General features: G+C 42.3%; 22 protein-coding genes. 4 read left to right on the plus strand and 18 right to left on the minus strand.

The window, feature by feature from the left end:
- Positions 1 to 20: 20 nt before the first annotated feature.
- The 11 genes from ACK8P5_RS16960 to ACK8P5_RS17010 form a co-directional block, all read right to left on the minus strand.
- Positions 21 to 872: a helix-turn-helix domain-containing protein gene (locus tag ACK8P5_RS16960; protein ID WP_422657439.1), complete on the minus strand. Its 852-nt coding sequence runs from the start codon at positions 870 to 872 to the stop codon at positions 21 to 23.
- A gap of 121 nt (positions 873 to 993) precedes the next feature.
- On the minus strand, positions 994 to 1,848 hold the full coding sequence (locus ACK8P5_RS16965; protein ID WP_422657440.1) for a helix-turn-helix domain-containing protein: 855 nt from the start codon (positions 1,846 to 1,848) through the stop codon (positions 994 to 996).
- Between the two features lie 241 nt (positions 1,849 to 2,089).
- Complete coding sequence (locus ACK8P5_RS16970) at positions 2,090 to 2,275, minus strand: hypothetical protein (RefSeq protein ID WP_422657441.1); 186 nt, start codon at positions 2,273 to 2,275, stop codon at positions 2,090 to 2,092.
- Positions 2,276 to 2,462: 187 nt separating this feature from the next.
- Positions 2,463 to 2,744: a hypothetical protein gene (locus ACK8P5_RS16975; protein ID WP_422657442.1), complete on the minus strand. Its 282-nt coding sequence runs from the start codon at positions 2,742 to 2,744 to the stop codon at positions 2,463 to 2,465.
- A gap of 30 nt (positions 2,745 to 2,774) precedes the next feature.
- Complete coding sequence (locus tag ACK8P5_RS16980; protein WP_422657443.1) at positions 2,775 to 3,566, minus strand: lipid II flippase Amj family protein; 792 nt, start codon at positions 3,564 to 3,566, stop codon at positions 2,775 to 2,777.
- Positions 3,567 to 3,602: 36 nt separating this feature from the next.
- Positions 3,603 to 4,496 carry a sugar phosphate isomerase/epimerase family protein gene (locus tag ACK8P5_RS16985; protein WP_422657444.1) on the minus strand — a complete coding sequence of 298 codons (894 nt, stop codon included), beginning with the start codon at positions 4,494 to 4,496 and terminating at the stop codon, positions 3,603 to 3,605.
- A gap of 22 nt (positions 4,497 to 4,518) precedes the next feature.
- Positions 4,519 to 5,001, minus strand: a complete 483-nt coding sequence (locus ACK8P5_RS16990; RefSeq protein WP_422657445.1) for an SRPBCC family protein — start codon at positions 4,999 to 5,001, stop codon at positions 4,519 to 4,521.
- Between the two features lie 15 nt (positions 5,002 to 5,016).
- On the minus strand, positions 5,017 to 5,502 hold the full coding sequence (locus tag ACK8P5_RS16995; protein WP_422657446.1) for a GNAT family N-acetyltransferase: 486 nt from the start codon (positions 5,500 to 5,502) through the stop codon (positions 5,017 to 5,019).
- A 180-nt stretch (positions 5,503 to 5,682) separates the two neighbouring features.
- Positions 5,683 to 6,300 carry an NUDIX hydrolase gene (locus ACK8P5_RS17000; RefSeq protein ID WP_422657447.1) on the minus strand — a complete coding sequence of 206 codons (618 nt, stop codon included), beginning with the start codon at positions 6,298 to 6,300 and terminating at the stop codon, positions 5,683 to 5,685.
- A gap of 15 nt (positions 6,301 to 6,315) precedes the next feature.
- Positions 6,316 to 6,834, minus strand: coding sequence for a hypothetical protein (locus ACK8P5_RS17005; protein ID WP_422657448.1), 519 nt, complete (start codon positions 6,832 to 6,834; stop codon positions 6,316 to 6,318).
- 149 nt (positions 6,835 to 6,983) lie between these two features.
- Positions 6,984 to 7,943, minus strand: coding sequence for an alpha/beta fold hydrolase (locus ACK8P5_RS17010; RefSeq protein ID WP_422657449.1), 960 nt, complete (start codon positions 7,941 to 7,943; stop codon positions 6,984 to 6,986).
- A 274-nt stretch (positions 7,944 to 8,217) separates the two neighbouring features.
- On the opposite strand from ACK8P5_RS17010, the gene ACK8P5_RS17015 reads away from it, so the two are divergent.
- Entirely contained in the window at positions 8,218 to 9,279 is a 1,062-nt protein-coding gene (locus ACK8P5_RS17015) for a Gfo/Idh/MocA family protein (RefSeq protein WP_422657450.1), read from the plus strand.
- A 20-nt stretch (positions 9,280 to 9,299) separates the two neighbouring features.
- The gene (locus tag ACK8P5_RS17020; protein ID WP_422657451.1) at positions 9,300 to 10,142 is read left to right on the plus strand and encodes a hypothetical protein; all 843 of its coding nucleotides are present in this window, start codon (positions 9,300 to 9,302) and stop codon (positions 10,140 to 10,142) included.
- 60 nt (positions 10,143 to 10,202) lie between these two features.
- Here the strand turns inward: ACK8P5_RS17020 and ACK8P5_RS17025 are convergent, their stop codons facing one another.
- Both ACK8P5_RS17025 and ACK8P5_RS17030 read right to left on the minus strand, forming a co-directional pair.
- On the minus strand, positions 10,203 to 10,565 hold the full coding sequence (locus tag ACK8P5_RS17025) for a potassium channel family protein (protein ID WP_422657452.1): 363 nt from the start codon (positions 10,563 to 10,565) through the stop codon (positions 10,203 to 10,205).
- Between the two features lie 19 nt (positions 10,566 to 10,584).
- Entirely contained in the window at positions 10,585 to 13,842 is a 3,258-nt protein-coding gene (locus tag ACK8P5_RS17030; protein ID WP_422657453.1) for an SNF2 helicase associated domain-containing protein, read from the minus strand.
- On the opposite strand from ACK8P5_RS17030, the gene ACK8P5_RS17035 reads away from it, so the two are divergent.
- Positions 13,814 to 14,002 (plus strand): hypothetical protein, encoded by a 189-nt coding sequence (locus tag ACK8P5_RS17035; protein ID WP_422657454.1) that lies wholly within the window; start codon positions 13,814 to 13,816, stop codon positions 14,000 to 14,002. The genes ACK8P5_RS17030 and ACK8P5_RS17035 overlap by 29 nt on opposite strands.
- Positions 14,003 to 14,037: 35 nt before the next feature.
- Here the strand turns inward: ACK8P5_RS17035 and ACK8P5_RS17040 are convergent, their stop codons facing one another.
- The 3 genes from ACK8P5_RS17040 to ACK8P5_RS17050 all read right to left on the minus strand — a co-directional run bounded on the left by ACK8P5_RS17040 (position 14,038) and on the right by ACK8P5_RS17050 (position 16,502).
- A complete protein-coding gene (locus tag ACK8P5_RS17040) occupies positions 14,038 to 14,931 on the minus strand; it encodes a PhzF family phenazine biosynthesis isomerase (protein WP_422657455.1) in 894 nt (297 codons plus the stop codon).
- 197 nt (positions 14,932 to 15,128) lie between these two features.
- The gene (locus tag ACK8P5_RS17045) at positions 15,129 to 15,881 is read right to left on the minus strand and encodes a superoxide dismutase family protein (protein ID WP_422657456.1); all 753 of its coding nucleotides are present in this window, start codon (positions 15,879 to 15,881) and stop codon (positions 15,129 to 15,131) included.
- Positions 15,882 to 15,980: 99 nt separating this feature from the next.
- Positions 15,981 to 16,502, minus strand: a complete 522-nt coding sequence (locus ACK8P5_RS17050; protein ID WP_422657457.1) for a GNAT family N-acetyltransferase — start codon at positions 16,500 to 16,502, stop codon at positions 15,981 to 15,983.
- Positions 16,503 to 16,981: 479 nt separating this feature from the next.
- On the opposite strand from ACK8P5_RS17050, the gene ACK8P5_RS17055 reads away from it, so the two are divergent.
- Positions 16,982 to 18,328, plus strand: a complete 1,347-nt coding sequence (locus ACK8P5_RS17055; protein ID WP_422657458.1) for a lytic polysaccharide monooxygenase — start codon at positions 16,982 to 16,984, stop codon at positions 18,326 to 18,328.
- A gap of 106 nt (positions 18,329 to 18,434) precedes the next feature.
- Here ACK8P5_RS17055 and ACK8P5_RS17060 read toward each other — a convergent pair whose 3' ends face one another.
- Positions 18,435 to 19,307, minus strand: a complete 873-nt coding sequence (locus ACK8P5_RS17060) for a sugar phosphate isomerase/epimerase family protein (protein WP_422657459.1) — start codon at positions 19,305 to 19,307, stop codon at positions 18,435 to 18,437.
- 20 nt (positions 19,308 to 19,327) lie between these two features.
- A complete protein-coding gene (locus ACK8P5_RS17065; RefSeq protein ID WP_422657460.1) occupies positions 19,328 to 20,611 on the minus strand; it encodes an alpha-L-fucosidase in 1,284 nt (427 codons plus the stop codon).
- Between the last annotated feature and the right edge of the window lie 2 nt (positions 20,612 to 20,613).

Here is a 20,613-nt window from a genome sequence, read left to right on the forward strand (position 1 = left end):
GTATAGTATTTGATTCTAAGTTACACGTCTTCCTCGGACAATGTAGACATGATTCTTCTTTTTGTATTTTTGATACTTTTTCTATAATCGCTAGGAGATTGTTTGAATGCTTTTTGAAATGTGCGGTTAAAATGAGAGGCATCATAGAATCCACTTTTTTGAGCAATCTTCTCAATCGTATTTTCAGGGTCTTCTAACATTCTCTTCGCATGAAGGAGCCGAAGTTTATGCAGCATTTTCATCGGTGTTAGTCCGTGTACCTTCTTAAATGCCCTGCTAAAATAAACCGGATTCATATGATATAGACTCGCAAGCTCGTTTCTCGATATGCTCTTCTCCAAGCTTTTCTCCATATAATGAATCACTTTATTAAATCGATCAATTTCGTAGGGCTCTTTAGCTGAACGTCTCTCTCCTACTTTGGAGCTTTCAACCACTTCATGAAGGAGGAACAGAGCGAGAAATCCCGACTGAACTGTCCGAATCTCGCCTACCTCCTGAAGCCAAATACTCCATAGCTCGTCGAATTTCTTCTCATATATGAGAGCATCTCGTACCGGAATGACTCGGTCTAACGGGAAGAATTGAAAGAAATCTTCATTTCCCTTTACCTTCAAATCTAAATTGAACAGGTAATGTACCCCATCGGTTTGAGATATTACATTGAACGGAATATGAGGGCGATGAATCATGATATCCCCTGTTTTGGCTACATACTCTTTCCCCTCACAAATCGTAATGACATCCCCCTGATGTATATAAGATACGGTATAGCAGGATTGGATATAATCAAAGATAACTCTGGATTGATACTGGACTTTTTTCACATCAAACAGCGTGATTCCAATCTGGTCGCTAACGGTAAAAGACACCTTAACCCTCTTTTCCGGAGCAACTGCCCCTGTAAGTTAATTGAAGTATGTACGAAAAAACTTCCGGGTACTGTGCAATATATACAACACCGGAAGCTCATCAGTTGATCAAAGATACTTGCTATGTCTGAATGGTCGATTTGCGATATTGATCTGGCGTAAGCCCCGTAGCCTTACGGAAAGTACGGATAAAATAGTTCGTCTCCATCCCTACATACCCTGCAATATCTTTTATAGTAATCATTTCGTTTGAGCTTAAGAGATGGATCGCTTTCTGTAAGCGTAGTTTTTGAACATACTGAAGCATGCTCATCCCATAGGTCTTATGAAACAATTTATTAAGATATTGATGGGTGTATCCTAGAGATGAAGCTACGTTAGATAATGATATATTCTCATTGTAATGCTCATTTAGGTAGTTCGCTGCCTGTAATACGACATCTCTTGATAAATCCTCTGTAGATGGGGAAGCTGGCTGCTGATCCATCTGCTCTTGAGTCAGCCTCTCTCGATTTAATTCCAGTAACAGATTATATAAAAGGCGGGCCCCTTCCCACTCCGAACCGTCCTCATTGTTATCAGCAATCTTCCATAACTCCTCTAAAACAGACCAGACGCTATCTGCATCCATCATGCTGTGGAGCTCACAGCTTTCAAGACCGAAATGCTCCAGCAAGGATCTTACCTTTGTACCAGAAAAGGAGATATAACCGACTTCCCAAGGCTCGTCCGAAACAGGAAAATACTCATGGGGAATATCTGCTGGAAGAAGCATGTACTGCATCGGACCAAATGAGAACGCCTCTCCACCAGCTAAACGCACATGACCTTGTCCTCCTCGTACAAATAACAACTGGTGGGTTGAGAACCCCTCGGGTCTTGTCATTAAATTCTGTTTATTACAACCAACCGTATGAACATAAAGTGGCATCGGAACAACTGGCGGGCGGAATAACCGGATAATACGAATAAGCATGTGCATTCCCACTCCAATATAATTCATTTTGTTATATAGGATATTCAAATTTAATCTTTTATTCTGATAATTAGAGTATATAATTCGGCAATCTATTTGACAATAACTCCCTTACAGTATTTCAAAATGTTATATCCCTTCTACCAAATATACATACAAAAAAACTGCCAATTCTCGCCTAAACGAGAACTGACAGTTTTCTGTAGTGTTATATCCTATGTTGATGACATGTAGTAGGCAATCAGATCGCAGCATCAATGCGAGATTGAACTGCTTTGTCGCACCGCTTGCATACTTTCAAAGCCGTTCCGTCCGACTTGGTCCGTGGATACAGCAGTTTAATACGTGTACTGCGACATACGGGACAGGTTCCTCTGCCATGAGATGGAAGATGCCATAGAGAATGTCCTCTTTTTGATTTTGCCATGATTCAAAACCCCTTCGTCTCAAATAATAACATCGTTGTAAAGGGGCGGCGCTGCATAAACCGCTGATCTGTGACGCCTTAAGCCTATACTCAACAAAAGGTTGAACTAGTGCTGAATTCCCCTCATGTCTACATATCTATGATCCCTTTTGTTGAATTATCCATATAAAAGCTAAATTCATAGAGATTATTTATGAGACTTCCTACTTGTTGTGAGAATCCAGCGGATCGTACCGTATAGAACACTTAGCAGAACACATCCGCTCACATAGATCCAAGTATTGAATCTTTCGGTAACACCGAAACTAATCTTGGATGGTAAATTCTCCTGCTGAGCATAGTTATTTATAACTTCATGAACGAAGTTAGCCGTTAATATTTGACCTTGAATTACCGTAAACAAAATATAAGCAAAGAAGATCAGCATACCAAAAACAATAGATTCCAGTACAAGCCTTTTTTTACTCATGCTTACCTCCAAAGTATTTAAATAGATGATCTATAAAAAAGACACGACCACACCAATAAAATAAGAAGCAGGTATAAGGAGTAACTGAGCAAGCATCGTTCCGAAGAATCGCGATACCATGAGCAGCATATATATTTTTCCTAGCTGATCACGCATTCTTGGGTCATGTGTTGCTTTATCTGTTATGAGACCTAGCTGGGGATCAATGAATATCGTCAATATAATCGTAGCAATCCCATTAATAATTCCAGAGGACTGAGAAGCAGTTGTACTTAATGCAGGTATCAAATGAGCCGCATAGAGTGACGATAATACCCCTACAGTATAAGTGGCCGTCACAACAACATTTAATAGGATAAAACGTTTCGGAATGTCTAGGTAGCGGAATTGACTGATTTTTAACATCGGTTTACGCAGATAATGCTTCGTATTCTTAAGTTGGCCAATCGTTACGCTGGAGACTAGTTTGGGGATGGACCCCGCTACTTCGAGCTTGGTGATAATTCTTCCAAATATACTTACAAACGTAGGAAACAATATAATGGCTATGAGTGTGCCTATGGACGATGCCAGTATAATAAATCTTAAATATCTTAATACATCAAGCGAAGTATCCACTTTTGCATAATCTACGAATTTAGCTGTAAGTGGCGCTTGAATCAGGTTCGAAGTACGGGACACGAGCACGATAATCCCCGACAGAGATAGTGCAACAGCGAGCTTGTTCAGCTTTACCCCCGCATATCTCACCGAATATGACAGTGTCTCTGCCGTATGTATAATCATCGTGAGGACGAATGCAATAATTAAACTATTGATCATTATGCGCTTCCTTTCCCCAGAGGTTCACTAAAAGTCTTAGACCCTCGCTGATGTTAATCCAAGCACTTCAGCTACTCGGCGATACTCGTTATGTAATTCATCCTTACTTATTAATGTATGATCATGCTCAAAGGTAACATGAAAGGATGAATTCCGCTCAGCCAGAAACTTTAGATAAAGATAGGAGTCTCCATATTGTATGTCCTCATCGTGTTCTGGCAGTACAGGTAAATGGTGTTTAAAATCATCCGCTGTGTAGAATACGTTGCTATAGTGTACCAAATAGACCTGAGATGCGAGTGCATCCAAAAATGAATATGGATCAAACCCCGTAAATGCCCGTTTCGCGATATCAAGTCTTGCTGTATCCACAACCAACTGGATATCTGGATGATTCAGAAATGCGCGCGTAAATACATCTTCGTAATCCCCAAAAAAATCATGCTCTAACACGATCCGCTGCCGATACTGTTGTTGAATTTCAGAAAGGCGCTCAAATAATCGTTCTGAAATATCCTCAAATTCGGCTTTATTTAATTGGTCCGATTCATATCGCTTCAAATGGTCCGGGAGTCTTGGATAAGGAATAAACGGATGCTGGAACGTTGGATAAAAGGGATAGTGGAACAAAATATAATCCGCGCCACATTCCGAAGCCAGCTTCACTTCTGTCGTAATCTGTTCTAGCGCTTCAGCATATTGAGATGGGTCCGGTGAATTGAGTTTCGGCAGTTTATACCCATATGAATTCAAGATAGGACCATGTACCCCAAACTTGAAGTTGTAACTCTTGCAGAATCTTCTTACCTTTTCAATCGCTTCTTTATTTTGAAATTGTGAAATCTCCATGCCACGAATGAATTCACCCGACAGATCGTTCCAACGTTCTATCGTAAAATCCTTCCACATTCCGATTTGAAGACGTCTCATATGATAACCCCCAATTTACATTTCACCACAGCTCACTGTGATTGTTGTGCCAGTGCTGTTCGATTATTTTTTTCAATTCTTGATTTCGATACATTAAAAAGCGTCTCATATACGTCTTCAGCACAGCTCTTTCCGCGATCCAGCCCAGAGGACCAAGTGGAGCTTCTAATTTCAATACATCCTTCATGATTGTGCTTATCCCTAAATCAAAGAAATGATGTTCGTGCTTCAAGCTTTTGAAAGCACCCTTGGTCATGGTATCCACAAATAGATACGGCCTTCTATATTCCGTTATTTGTGAAGAAAGCTGCTGCCGGACTAAAAAATGGGTTGCCTCAAATGTAACTATACCGTCCTCACCGATCATGCCGCTCTTTACACCAGCAACTGCACGCTCTTGTGTATGAGGCCATACTGTCTGAGTATGCAGACCGATATCTCTGGCAAAGTCAAAACAAACATGAACAGGTGCCTGTATTTCAATTTCTGTCGTTATTTCAATCACAAGAATTCCCCCACCTTATGTATACTCTTTGCTGCTTAATACGACGGAAGTTTCAACTTGCCTTGCAGGAATGTTCCAATACGATTGGAGTAACTGCATCTTGTGATGCTCAGGTACCAAATAAAATCCGTTTTTGATATAAAACCGGATAGCCCATTCTGCTGATGCCCATGTCCCTATCAAAATTGGCTTATCACTTAAAGAGCACAAATGGGACAACAGCTTCGTTCCTAATCCACTGCCACGCTGATTTGTCCTGACATACGCATGCCTGATTAAGGAGACTTCGCCTTTTTTCTGAATTCCCATCACACCTACAAGCCCATTCTCATCCTCCAGGCCCCAGAAAATAACGCCATCTTCCATTTCCCTTATGAGCTCGTCTAGTGACATATAAGGTTCGTGATATCGATCCTCAGGAATGATCCCTTGATATGCCTGTGCAGCATCATTAATGATAGCAAGCACAGCTTCCAAATCTGAGCGATTACACCGTCTCAAGTCACTCACTCCTCCAACATAGATATTTATTAGGGTCAATAAGATTATCACTCCTTATCTAGTAAAAAAGACACCAAGCGTGATTAAGCTTGATGTCTGCTATTAAGACTGGTCCTTTGGTGTCATCTATTTGGTATTATACAACAAAACAATCCTATATTTAACAGAAGTTGTCTTCGCTTAATCAAACCACACGTCTTTCGCTGGATTCCGAAGATACTCGAACATCGCTTTGACCTGCACCTCCGTATTACGTTCCAGCGATAATTCAGGCAGGTTATCCTCTCGGAAAAAAGCTACTTCCGTTGTTTCTAATCCACCAGAAGCTTGTCCCCCAGTCAGTTCACATTGAATGAATATCTTATACACATGCTGAGAGGCCGGAGGATGATCGTGGAACTTCTTATCCAGTACGGCAAGCAGTCTGATCGGCAACACGTCATAACCGGACTCTTCCCGAATCTCTTTCACAGCAACCTCTTTGGCCGAAAGACCAACATCCGCCCAGCCCCCGGGAAGTGCCCAAGCTCCGTCTAGTCGTTCTTTGACCATGAGGATTGCGCCATCCTGAAAAACAACGCCACGAACATCCACTTTCGGTGTTGGATAACCGGTATCACTTGCAAATAGAGAACGGATCTTATCGTGCTCGATCTCGGTATATTCATGTAAAATTGAAACGCTTAAATCTCTTAATTGTTCAAATCGTTCGATATCATATATATCCTTGGAGTAAGCAAGACCAGCTTGACTTATTGCCTGAATCTCTTTCGCCCACTCTAGCCATTTCTGTGTCATCGTAGTTCCCTCTTTTCATTCAAGTGGCTTGGTCATACCCATCCAGTATGCTTTAAAATATCTATTGGATATTTCAAGTGCTTCTGCGCGATCTTCGGCAGGTGCGGAGATCATTAGACCGTCCTCGCTGTCCCAGCCTTTTATGCCTGAAGGGGTTTCCTCAAAGCGAGTAATCGTTAATTCACTCAAGTCCTCATTTGTAAACAAATCCCCGTATGGGAATTGATATATACTGCTATTATGAATGCCATGATAGATAATTAATTGGTGATAAGAATTTTTAGGGAATCTTACTTCGAGCTCTCTCTGATCAGGTGGTACGGAAATCTCTTCACCCTCAACTAGAATAGAGCCTGTAAATATCCGCTCTCCCTTCCAATTCCGGTTCATCCTGCCATCAATATTTACAGTTATCAGCTCTTCAAATTCTCTATTCTCTTCACCCAGTCTATACTTAATTCCGTCAAGGGAACGATGAATTTCTCTAGGGATGATATACCACACAGCAAAGGAGATAGCTGCAATTAATAACAATACAATCGAAATTCTGATTACTTTTCTTGCATGCCATATATGAATAAACCGCCCTCCCCCTTCCATAATTTTCAACAATAATATATCATATACAAAAAATAAAAAGGAAGCCGGAAAGCCGGCCCCCTTCAATTAAGGTTTCTTACTTGTTAAATGTCCAGTAAAAACTCCATAGCGATATCACTAAAACCAGGCAAATCCTCATGAGCAAAGTCAGGATATACCTTTAAATGCTTCGGCGCGGTGATCTTGTTATAAACGGCAAACTGAGAAGACGGCGGACAGACTGTATCCATTAATCCTGACGCAAATAAAGTCTCTGCCTGAATCCGCGGAGCTAGATGCTGTACATCAATATATCCAAGTCTATTAAAAATCTCATCCTCGCGCTCGTGAAGTGGATCGAACTTACGGAAGAAGGTCTGAATTTCTAAGTATGCCCCTTTCGTAAAGTCCATTTCCCATACACGTTTGTAATCACATAGGAATGGGAAGATCGCCACTGTTTTTTTAATCCTTGGCTCTAGTGCCGCACAAGCAAGAGATAGAGCTCCACCCTGTGAACCACCATTTGTTACTACACGATGCTCGTCCACCTCGGGAAGATTCATAATCACTCGTGCCAGCTGAACGGTATCCAGAAAAATATGACGGAACAATAACTGATCAGGCGCATCATCCAAACCACGGATAATATGTCCATGATGGGTGTTACCCTTGACTCCGCCAGTATCTTCAGACTCTCCTGCTTGTCCTCGGCAATCCATTGCTGCAACTGCAAATCCTTGGGATACATACGGCAGCAGCCCGCTCCAATCTCCCGCAGCACCGGTATAGCCGTGGAATTGTAGTATAACAGGAAGAGGTCCACTTACATGAGTTGGCTTTACATATTTCGCATGGATCGTTGCACCTCTCACACTTTTAAAATACAGATCATAACACTCTGCATAAGGCAGAGATCGTCCACTTGGTACGAATCGAGCTTCCGGATCAACCGCTTTCAATTCTTCTAATGCCGATGTCCAGTATTCATCAAAATCCTCTGGCCTCGGATTTCTTCCTGTGTATTTCTTTAATTCATCTAAAGACATATCAATAATAGGCATATCTGTCGTCTCCTTCTATGCATGTGCATTTAGTCAGTGCATTCCAAGCTTAGATGATACCGCTTACACATTCTCTGCCTACATCTTCATCATCTTCTCTCATAAGACCCGATATTAAATTCAAGAAATAACTAATGTTATACTACATTTCTCGATTTATATCGTCAATTTATAAAAGAGAAATGAATCTTAAAATATTTTGGCATGTTCCTCTCAATGTTGAAATATAAAGAAAGAAAACGTTGCACTATATTTGAGGAGGGTGATCATCCCGATGGATACCATAAAAGTAGCCATTATCGGATGCGGTACTATCGCTAAGACCGCTCATATTCCAGCTTATCTCAATCATCCAAATGCAGAAATTAAATATTTTTGTGATTATTACAAGGAAAATGCAGAGCGTTTCGTGAAAGAGTATGGGTGTGGTGTTGCAATACAAAATTATCATGACATCTTGAACGATCCCGAAATCGAAGCAGTCTCAGTCTGTACGCCAAATAATGCTCATGCAATCGTCTCTATTGATTGTTTACGTGCAGGCAAAAATGTACTTTGTGAAAAACCCGCAGCTAGAACGTACGCAGAAGCACTCGAGATGCAAAAAGTTCAGAACGAAACGGGTAAGGTACTCAATATCGGGGTGGTAAACCGTTTTAATAACGCGGTAAACATCATTAAAGGCTTGATTGAAGATGGCGAACTTGGTGAACTGTACCATATGTATGCGAGCTTCCGGGCTCACCGTTCAATCCCAGGTCTTGGAGGCGCTTTCACAACGAAATCCATTGCTGGCGGCGGTGTGATGATTGATTGGGGCGTTCATTTTCTAGATGTAGTTATGTATTGCTCCGGTGACCCCAAACCAGTCTCTGTATCGGCTCAGGCTTACTCGAAACTAGGCAAGAATATGAAGGGTTATACCTATACGAATATGTGGGCAGGCCCCCCGAAATATGGAGGAACCTATGACGTGGATGATTTTGTCTCCGCATTTATTCGTACCGAAGGTCCGAGCATTACACTCAATGGAGCATGGGCCCAAAATATTGGCGAGGAAGAAATGTATATCGATTTCCTAGGGGATAAAGCAGGCATTAGGCTGCAATATGGCGGAGGTTTCAAAATGTATAGCGCTAAAAACGGTGCTCTGCTGGAAACAAATCCGACATTCGTTACTGGTGACCATTTTAAAAATGAAATTAACGCATTTCTGGAATGCATTCGAACCGGGGAAAAGCTGCCATCACACATTGATACCGTCATTGTTACTGCAAAAATGATTCAAGCGATTTACGATTCTTCGGAACAGCGGTGTGAGATTACATTTGACTAATCATCTAGGAGTGTGAAGAAATGGTTAAAAAAATCGGCTTCATCGATTATTTTCTTGATGAGTGGCATGCAAACAAATACCCCACTTGGATTGAAAGTGCATCAGGCGGTATGATGAAAGTAACCTGTGCTTACGGTATGATCGATTCTCCTCATGGACGTAGCAATGCGCAGTGGTGTGAGGACCACGGTATTGAGCTTCACTCATCCATTGAGGAAGTGATCCAAGAGAGTGATTATCTAATCATCCTCTCCCCTGATCACCCAGAATATCACGAAGAACTAGCACAGCTTCCGCTTCGCTCAGGTAAACCAACTTACATGGATAAGACATTTGCCCCTGATCGAGGGACGGCAATCGCATTGTTTAATACAGCACGTGAATATAATACCCCCCTTTACTCCAGTTCAGCTCTCAGATTTGCCTCAGAGTATACAGAAATCGAACGAAAGGGCATTGAAACCATCTGCAGCGTCGGGTCTGGATCATTTAACAATTACTCTATCCATCAGATTGAGCCGATTGTGTCACTAATGGGTACAGAAGCTACACGTGTGATGTTTATTGGAACTGCGAATTCACCTGCAATGATTATTGAATTCTCTAACGGACGTCAGGCGACCATAAATCATTTCGGTCCTGAGTGTCCGTTTACGTTAACTATGAATTATGATTCCGGTGAGGCTAGGGTCGCCAAGCCAGAATCGGACTTTTTCGGTTCTTTTATCGCTCGGATGTTAGCATTCTTCGAGAACGGAGAGCCTGCTGTTGATCCAGCCGAGACCATTGCAATTATTACGATTATAGAGCATGGACTAAAAGCTATGCATACACCCTATCAATGGATCGAGCTACCTTCCTAAGTATGCACCCTATCAAAACAACCGACTAGATTTAACTAGACGGTTGTTTTGTATTAAGATCTATTTTTTAAACCTAATTCTCCGCTCCTCATTGTCCTCTCTCAGGTTACTCTTAATAATTGCGAATGCAATATAACCAGCCATCCCCAAGAACAGCCCACTTCCTACGACGATATATATCATGGTAAATACTTTACCAAGGTCGGTCTGGGGTACAAAATCAGGGTGCCCTACCGTACTTAGTGTAGCAATGCAAAAATATAGCGCATCGATAACGGACAATCCCTCTTCTTTTGTATAAAACAACGTTCCGGATACTAGCAGTAGCAGAATTAATACAAATAAAGCCTGAAAATTTCTAAGCTTAAAAGCTCCCCATATTCCGCCTAAGAGACGTTTAAGTGTCAGTAAAAATGATATCATGTTGTTCGTCACGACTCCTTCAAATCATCAATATTCCCCTTATTTCCTGCTCTGTTAGCGCAGAAAGAACTTCCTCACCAGGTTGTATGATTTCCTCGATTAAATCTTTTTTCTTCTGTTGCAGTTCATACATCTTCTCTTCGACCGTGCCCTGAGTAATAAGCCGAATCACCTGCACAACCTTCTTCTGGCCAATTCGGTGCGCACGGTCTGCCGCTTGCTGCTCCACAGCAGGGTTCCACCATAAATCGTATAATATCACCGTATCTGCTCCTGTAAGATTAAGCCCGGTTCCACCCGCTTTTAGTGAAGCTAGAAACAAATCCCGCTCGCCCTCATTAAATCGATTGCATAACGTAACACGTTCTACAGCAGGTGTGTTGCCATCCAGATAGAAATACGGAACACCCTGATCACCAAGTGTACGTCCAATCAGGCCTAGCATCTCTGTGAATTGGGAGAAGATGAGCACTCGTCTTCCTGAATGCTGGCACTCTTCTATCATTTCCATGAGCTGCTCAAACTTAGAAGAACCCCCATCATATCCCTCTACGAAAAGAGCAGGATGACAACAAAGCTGCCTCAATCTCGTGATTCCGGCGAGAATTTTTATGCGATTCTTCTGGAATCCCTTCTCATTGAGGTGCTTCAAGGTTTCATGCTGGAGCTTCGCTAGATATGCGGCATATAGCTTCTTTTGTTCCGGATATAGCTCAGACGCTTGAAGCGTCTCAATCTTCTCTGGCAGTTCTTTCAACACATCACGCTTCAGCCGCCGCAGCAAGAACGGACGAATACGCTTCGCCACTGCCTCCCTCGATAGCTCATGAAAAGCCATCCGATTAGTAAATAACGCTGGGAATACAGCATCATATATCGTCCATAACTCTTCAAGTTTGTTCTCAACCGGAGTTCCTGTTAATGCAAACCGATGAAGAGCCTTTAAAGATTTTACAGCTTGGGCCGTCTGGGTCACATGATTCTTAAAGACCTGCGCTTCATCCAATAAGAGTGTATGAAATGATTCACGTGCATAATCAGAGATGTCTCTGCGAAGAAGTGGATAAGAAGTAATAACAACATCAACTTGTCCTTTATTTCTAAGAGAGGTTATCCGCTCTGACTTCGTTCCGTCGGCAATGACGACTCGAACTTGCGGTGCAAACCGTTCAAATTCATGAAGCCAATTATACGTTAAAGATGCTGGAGCAACGACCAAAGCAGGCATCTCATGTTGCCTAATCTCATGCAAGACTGACACGATAAATGTGATCCCCTGTATCGTTTTGCCAAGACCCATGTCATCAGCTAAAATGCCTCCGAAACGGTAGAAAGCAAGTGTCTTCATCCATTGATAGCCATAGCTCTGGTAATCTCTTAATACCCCTGCCAAGCTTTCTGGTACTGGAAAATCTAGATGATCGGGATTACGCATATGCTCTAGCAATTGACGTAGCGATTTACCCAGTTTAATAGTGTCACCCTGTCGATCCGAATCCAGGAAGTACAATCCTTGAATGACAGGTAAGGTGAATTGCGCATCCTTAAGTTCAGGTTGATGTATACCGATCCCATTCATGAGACGAACAATTTCTTGAAATTCACTACTCTGTAGCGGCATCAGCGCACCGTCTGGCAGCTTATGATATTTACGTTTCTCTTCGAGCGATTTTAGAATGTTACGCACTTCCGCATCAGGTATACCAGCCATATCAAACTTGAACTTTAACCACTCTGTTCTCTCATCCATACTTACTGTGACTCTAGGTGGGGTGTCACCTCTATACAGCCGCACTTTTACGGCTGAGGTAGCATAGATCTTCAATAATTGCTCCAACTGAGGCACAATATGATACAAAAAGTCATATTCATCGTCCTCGTTATCAAGGAAATATCCCCCCTCCGTCCTAGTAAATCGGCTTTGTTCCATCAGTTCTAAAATACGATTCTCCTGATCTCCATTACGAATAAGAATCTGTCCATCTGCTCGTATATCTCTTTCTTCTTGGAGTGGGTTAATGATCAAATTTCCATAATGAAACTCAAGTCCTGCAAGCAAACGGTCCCTAACCCTGTCTAGATACAGATGTGCTGAGAGTGGTGTCTGCACAATCTTATTCGAAACCACTGTCGAGATTTCAACGCTGCCAAGCTTTCTTAACCCCGGTATAACCTTTTCCATAAAAGGCTCCATCTGTTCCGACAGGATAGAAATCGTGTTCTTGCCTGAATTGCCCAGCATATGCTTCATTTCAGACAGTCTTACACATTGATCCACCGGTATCCTCCACAATTTCCCCTCCACAATAACCAGCTCATATGCCTCCAAAACTGCCAACTGTTCTATTCCTTGAAGTTGCAATTGAAACTGCTCTGTTCCTTTGTCGGTCTGGTCAAATTTAAAGTGAAGAGGGGGTGGTCCGTCTGTCAGTGCAATTCCATCGTATATATATCCATCATGTTCTAGTTTAATCGAAGGCGACTTTAGAAGAAGTTCATACAAATCATCCCAAGCATAGGGTGGAATAACAAGCATCCGCTCACTACCTAGCTTGCTTGGATTCGATGATGTCTCATGAAGTAACGGTTCGCTGGCGGATATTTCGATAAGCTTCTGTACGATATCATCATGTTCTATTTGAAAGCTGTATAGTTCAGGGTCATAGGTGAAATGTTTAGAGAATGAATAACTTTCTCTACGCTGTACTCGGTCTAGAAAACTTCGAATATTGTGCACGATATAGGTTCGTTTGGGACCCACTTTCATCTCAATTCCAAACCGATACTTTCGAAAGCCATAAGAAACCACATGGCATATAAACTCTACTTCAAGCTTTGATCGTGTATCAAAATACGAACGAGCACCGCTCAGACGCTGATGGCCTCCACCGAATAGGTCCATCAGTTTGCTCGTCAGCTGAATATCTACATCATTTATTTCCTTTTCTCCCGTAAGGGCTTCAGATATGGCCGTTGATGAAGAAAGAAGGGGAAACTCCCCTTCTTTCTGAAGATTCATGATATATAACAGCGCTGCGGCTGTATGTTTACAGTGCTTGTCAAATGAAAACAAGGTTGAACAAGTGCATTCCGCTATAAGATCATCCTTACCTTGAATACGTACCTCTTCGGAATTAACCTGTGCATGTATAGTCATTTCATTGACATCATAACTTGCTATCGACACTTTGCCAGCCCGTACGTATGATGCTCCTTTATTTAAAGAGATTCGGCCGCACAACGATTCAATGACTCGCTCATTTATAGAAAAATTCATACCGATCCCTTTCTTCTTCCATCTGATTAATCCAGCAGACCGTTATGGATTGCCAATTTCTAATATAACAGAACAAGCCCAAGTAGAGCCACTAGCGAATGTGGTCGTCTTCCTGGGCTTGAACAAAAGACATATACAATTGCTGCGTAAAATCCAATAACATGATCGGATTGGTAGAAGTTAACGTTCATAACGTTACTCTTTTCCATATCTCACTTGAAACTCAGTGACCTTAACCGCTGTTCCTGATATATAAACATCCATCCCCTGATGCCTTACAGCATGAACATATACTCTTCCATCTCTACCTATTTCTTGTCCTTGTTCAACCACACATTGAAATTCACTTCGTTCCTGATCCACGTAGGTCAAGAAGTACGCACCCATTACACCTGAAGCTGTACCTGTTACGGGATCCTCTATTGTGCCTGAATATGGTGATGAGAAATGTCTTGCATGCATAAAGCACTCTTTATTATAGACCTCAAAGCAAAAAGGATGGATAGATGCTCTGGGATTCTCTGCTAATATGCTCGGAAATTGTTTATTATCTGGACGCATATGTTTGAAGGATTCAAGCTGCTTGATCGGCATTAATAAAGTCCAAGTCCCTGTGCTTCCATATACAATGGGCATCGTCTTATCAATACAATCTTCTGTCAAACCTATGGAAGCTGCTAGTTGCTTCATATCTCCTTCAAAAGGTAAAAACTCAGGACTGTGCTGTCTCATCGTAATTGTGAGATGATCATTCTCCGTCTTAAAAACGATTGGCAGTATTCCTATATTGGTTTCAATTTCTATCGTCTCTCGATTTCCCCAGTACCCTTGTGTCTTCAAACAGTATAATGAGGCTACTGTGGCATGTCCACATAAGTTTATTTCATGTCCAGGTGTGAAATACTTCAACCTTATATCGGCCTTGTCCGATTTCAATACAAATACCGTTTCATTAAAACCTACCTGCTTAGCGATATGCTGCATATCGTCATGTTCTAGATGGTCAGCACTCAGCACAACACCTGCTGGGTTGCCTTGATTAGGTGTATCTGAGAATGCATCAAAGTGGTATACCGTTACTTCAGCCATAAGCCCCTCCTTTATTATAAATGCACTTGTTGATTATCTCGCCTATCCGCGCGTTAGTGCTGAAAAACAAGATGTTAATTCGATTCATTATATCCTATAAAATGGAAACTAAATAGTTGAATAGCTGAATATATAACGCATAAAAAAAGCACCTCCTTTTGGAGATACTTTTCTACACAATCAACATTTGCTAATTACTACTTCGGAATGTTCCCACCCATGATACGGTCACCTGAATTTCCTGCTGGATCGGATTTATTATCATCTTCACCGGCATGGATAATGAGTGAACGTCCCAGAATCGAGTTCGGTTTATCTTTCTCTAACGTTGCATGCTGAATCGTGACTTCGGCCTCAACTGTGCCATCTTCTTTAACCATTAAATTCGGCATATCCCCGACATGGCTACCTTGCGGATTTTCAAGTCCGTGGTGCTTATCCGTAGGATTGAAGTGACCACCTGCTGACTTGAAGTCTAAGGATTCAATCGCATTCTCATGCACATGGAAACCATGTTTACCAGGGGTCAAGCCTGACGCAGATATTTTCACTCGCACACCATCTTCGACCTCTTCAAAAGTTGCTAACCCCAAAGCTTCACCCGATGCATTCAATAGCTTAACCGATGGCTTTCCTATTGAGACTGAGCGTGTAGTCTCGTCCCAGAACAACGACTTGTCCAGCTGATCTGCGATCATACGGACGGGAACATAAGTTGTACCCTGATGAATAATGGATGCTGGTACAGCCGTTCCATGATTCACATATTTACCGTCTTTATTGGAATGCTCTTCACCATTCAGAAAGAACATGATTTTTGCAGCAGTACCTGAAACGACATTCTTTGCTTCATTCGCATTAGCAGCTGCATAAGAAATCCCGGAAAACAACAATGCACCTGCTACAAAAGCTCCTGCCATTTGTTTTGTTGAAAATGATCTTTTTTTCATTTCATCGCCTCCTGTCTATAGTAATCACCTATACCCTCTTTTTTCATAAATAAACGTATTATTGGGGTAATTTAGTACTTTAGACAGATGATTCAAGATTTAATAACCTTCACTAAACTCTTTATAATAGATGACCGTATCCTCCAGAAGCCCGTTAGACGATTGGGCAAAATGAGGAATGCGCCCCGCTTCCACGTAACCCATTGACTGATATAGTTGATTAGATACATCACCTGCACGTGTATCTAACACAAGTAGTGTTCTTGCTTCAGCAGCAGCCTTTTTCTCTGCCTGTTGCATAAGGCCCCTTGCTACACCTCTATTTCGGTATCTTGGATGTACCATCAGCTTCGCAATCTCAGCTCGATGAGATGCATTCGGCTTCGTCGCTAGATGCAATTGAACCGTGCCAGCAAGTTCACCTGATATTCTAGCTATAAACAAGATTACACCTGGCTCGATTACACTTGTCCAATACGCTTTAGCCCGTTCAAATCCTACAGGTGCTAGAAAACCAACGGAAGCTCCATCTTCGACAATCCGAATCAATACATTGGAAAGTTCCTCTAGCACTGAGTTATCCAAGTCATTCATTTCAGAAATAATTAATTCCTCTCCCATTCTCGCTCCTCCAATCGCTCGGCCATACTAAAATAAATTCGTGACACTGCTCGCCCGACCATCTTTCCATCGTTTGAAGTAGTTTACAACGTACCCCTTAAACTCACTTAATTATACATGAGGATTATGAGTCGAATAACCTTATGGTACTTTTGACATAGTCCCGATTTACCATTGCAGAGTGTGGAAGTCTAATATATATTGTTGTTAAAGTTTTCCATTAATTAAATTTCGTGTTCAACTTACCTTCCAAATACATTTATATCTCAAATTTCGAGTTCATTCTCATTCCACGTATAACCTGATCTCACTCTAAACCACCCAACCATTACACCATTCCACTACCACTACTACCGAATTCACACACCAAATGATGACCCCTGAAAGGAGGTGAAATACAAGCTTGATAGCGATTACATTTCGGAATATGAAATGCTGATTTGTACATATTCCACCAACCAAAAAGGAGGCTTTTTTTAATGTCAACATTACAATTACCAAATCAAAGACTATTAAAAAAAATGATGACTGGCGGGTTATTGTTGACGCTAGCGATCATGGCACTATTCCTATTCGAATCAAAGGCATCAGCCCATGGATATGTAAGTAATCCATCCAGTCGTGCAGATCTTTGTGCAAAAGGAATTAACACGAATTGTGGACTTATTATTTATGAACCATACAGTCTTGAAGCAGCTAAAGGCTTCCCAGCAGCTGGACCTGCTGACGGCAAAATAGCAAGTGCTAACGGATTGTTCGCTCCACTGGATCAACAATCAGCAACACGCTGGACAAAAGTAAATATCTCCCCCGGCCCAACAACCTTCGATTGGAAATTAAAAGTTCCTCATGCAACTGCAAGCTGGAAGTATTACATTACTAAACAAGATTGGGATCCAAATGCACCACTGACTCGTTCTTCATTCGATCTGACTCCTTTCTGTAACGTGCCTTATAAAGGTCAACCTTCTAACACTTATTCTGATACTTGCAATGTTCCGAACAGAACAGGATACCAAGTTATCCTCGCTGTATGGGAAATCTCAGATACAGGAAATGCTTTCTACAATGTGATTGATGTTAATTTCACTGGAAGTGGTAATTCAGATACAACAGCTCCTACAGCTCCTACAAGTGCAGCAGCTTCTAACGTATCAACAACGAGTGCAAATATTACCTGGAACGCAGCTACTGATAATGTGGGAGTAACAAGCTATCGTCTGTTTAACGGTTCGACTCAAATAGGTTCCACGCCAGCTTTGAATTACAATCTGACTGGACTCACACCAAATACGGCTTACAATATTACGGTTAAAGCTGTCGATGCTGCAGGAAACCTCTCACCCGCAAGCAATACCGTATCTTTCACGACACTGGCTGTAACCGGACCTGATACGCAAGCTCCTTCAGCACCGACATCTTTACACGTCATGGGATCCTCCACATCCACAACAGTGCCACTGATGTGGAATGCATCGACAGATAATGTGGGCGTAACAGGTTACCAAGTATTTAAAGGAACAACTTTAGTTACGACTGTACCAGGAACAGCCACGGAATATCTTGTCACAGGACTTACGCCAAATATGGCTTACTCCTTTACTGTGAAGGCTGTAGATGCAGCTGGAAATATCTCATCGGCTAGTAATGTCATCAATGTAACAACACCAAACGCACCGACTACTTACCCAGCTTGGAGTGCCTCTTCCGTATACGTAGCTGGCAACAAAGTAACACACAACGGAGTGAATTATGAAGCGAAATGGTGGACACAAGGCGAAACTCCAGGAGCAGCTGGAGCAGATGTATGGAAAGTGATTCAGTAAACCATTTTACGAAAGTAGAAAAAGAGCTGTCCCTACGTAGAAAAATCTACGCAAGGACAGCTCAGCTCTACCTAAAAGACGATTATGATTGCTCCATTACAGCGAGTTAAATTTCATCCCAAATTCGTCTCAAGTTCTCAAGACCAATACGTGTTGCTTCACGACATTCTTCCATACCTTCAAATTCTAGTGTAATATCTCCATCATAACCAGATTCCTTAATTAAGCGCAGAACCCGGCGTACATCGATATCCCCTTGACCAAAGATCGAGCCCCGTAAGTAGTTACCATGGGAGGAACGGAACCAATCGCCGCCACCTGGATCTTGATCAAATGGACGGATATAGAAGTCTTTAACGTGTACGAGTGAAGCATATGGTAGGTTGCGTGCGACACCTACGAGCGGCTGTTCATCGACACACAAGAAGTTACCGATATCCAGTGTCGTCTTAAAGTTAGGACGATTGACAGCGTGGAGTACTCTCTGTACCCGATCACTTGCCTGAACACTAACTCCATGGTTTTCAATTGTTGTTGTAATACCATACTGTGCAGCATAATCAGCGATGATACGACATCCTTCAACAATCTGATCCAGATTGTTCTCCAAGTAATCGATACCGTGCTTCTCTGGTGGAAGCGTAAACGCTGTGACATCATGACGCATATGCTTCATGCCAAGTCGGTACACCGTGTCTACATGCCTTTTGACACGCGCCATCTCTGCTTCGAAAGCCTCTTCATCCTCTTGCACAAAGTTCGCAGGCATCGAATAATTAGATAACGTAATCCCTGCCTTCGCGGCGTGTTCACGGACAGCATCTGCAAGTTCTGGCTGATCCTCTAATGTAAATCCATAAGGAACAATCTCCATATGTTCCCCGCCATTCTCAGCGATCCAATCAATAACATCCAGTACGGTCATTTCTCCTGATTTAATTGCATTCAAGAGGCTATATGTGCTGACTCCAACTCTCATCGTTATTCTCTGCCCCCTACCTATTTTTGTTCAAATAATTCAAGTTCAATTACAGTGTCCAGCTCATCTGGAAGTCCTCCACCGGACAGATTGATAAAAGCTCCGCTTCCAACATCAGAATAATTCTCTGCCATCCACGGCGTTTCGACCTTGAGTTCACTTCCATCAGCAAGCAGTCTTGCTTTCTTAATTCTTCCTTTTAATCCTTGGAAATAGATCGGTCCAATACCACGATCAAAGACGTGAGCATACAGCTTATTTCCACGCTGTGTATAACGTCCCCATTCCGGTTTATCCAGCTCTGCGATTCCACATCCATAGATACTGTCTCCATTGCGGCGCATCCACTCTCCGACCGTCGACAAAATCTCAAGCGATTCCGAAGGTATTTCCCCTTCCGCATCCGGCCCTACATTCAGCAGCAGGTTTCCGTTCTTACTGACACACTCTACGAGTGCACGTACAACCTGGCGTGGAGTCTTATAAGCTTTATCTTGAGCATGATAGCCCCAGTTATTATTCAGCGTAATACACGCTTCCCAAGGCACTGGCTCTCCAACTTCGTTCACAATGCCACGCGGCGGAATAATCTGCTCTGGTGAGTAGAAATCGCCAGCGTAAACTTCCGGCTCAGCAGCCATAATGTTACCGCCTAGACGATTATCAATGACTATATCTGGCTGCAAGGAACGAATGGTCTCAATTAGCTCCGTTGCCCGCCACTTCTCTCCCGTCATATCATCATAAGAGAAGTCGAACCAAATGATATCGATCTTACCATAATTCGTAAGGAGTTCTTTCACTTGACCATGCATATAGTCCAGGTAACGGTTAAAATCCTGCTCTTTATCCTTAAAGGATTCAACACCACGCATCGGGTGAATGCGGTCATTGTATGCTGGATAGTCATCATGATACCAGTCAATAATGGAGTAATAAAATCCAACAGATATGCCTTCTTCACGAAATGCATCCACATATTCCCGAATCAAATCTCTACCCGCCGGCGTGTTGGTCACCTTGTATTCTGTCAGCTTACTATCAAAAAGACAGAAGCCATCATGATGCTTGGTTGTGAGTACTGCGTATTTCTGACCCGCAGCCTTCGCGGCTTTCGCCCAGCTGCGCGGATCATATCGCGATGGATTAAATTCATCAAAGAATGGCTGATACTGTTCGTTCGAAATTCGCTCAATGCTCCGAACCCATTCTCCTCTTGCTGGAATCGCATACAATCCCCAGTGAATAAAAAGGCCGAATCGATTATTCATGAGCAACTTGGCTCGGTCAAATCTTGGATGCATTT

Origin of the sequence: Paenibacillus sp. EC2-1, assembly GCF_049311625.1 — a bacterium.
Classification (GTDB): domain Bacteria; phylum Bacillota; class Bacilli; order Paenibacillales; family Paenibacillaceae; genus Paenibacillus_AQ.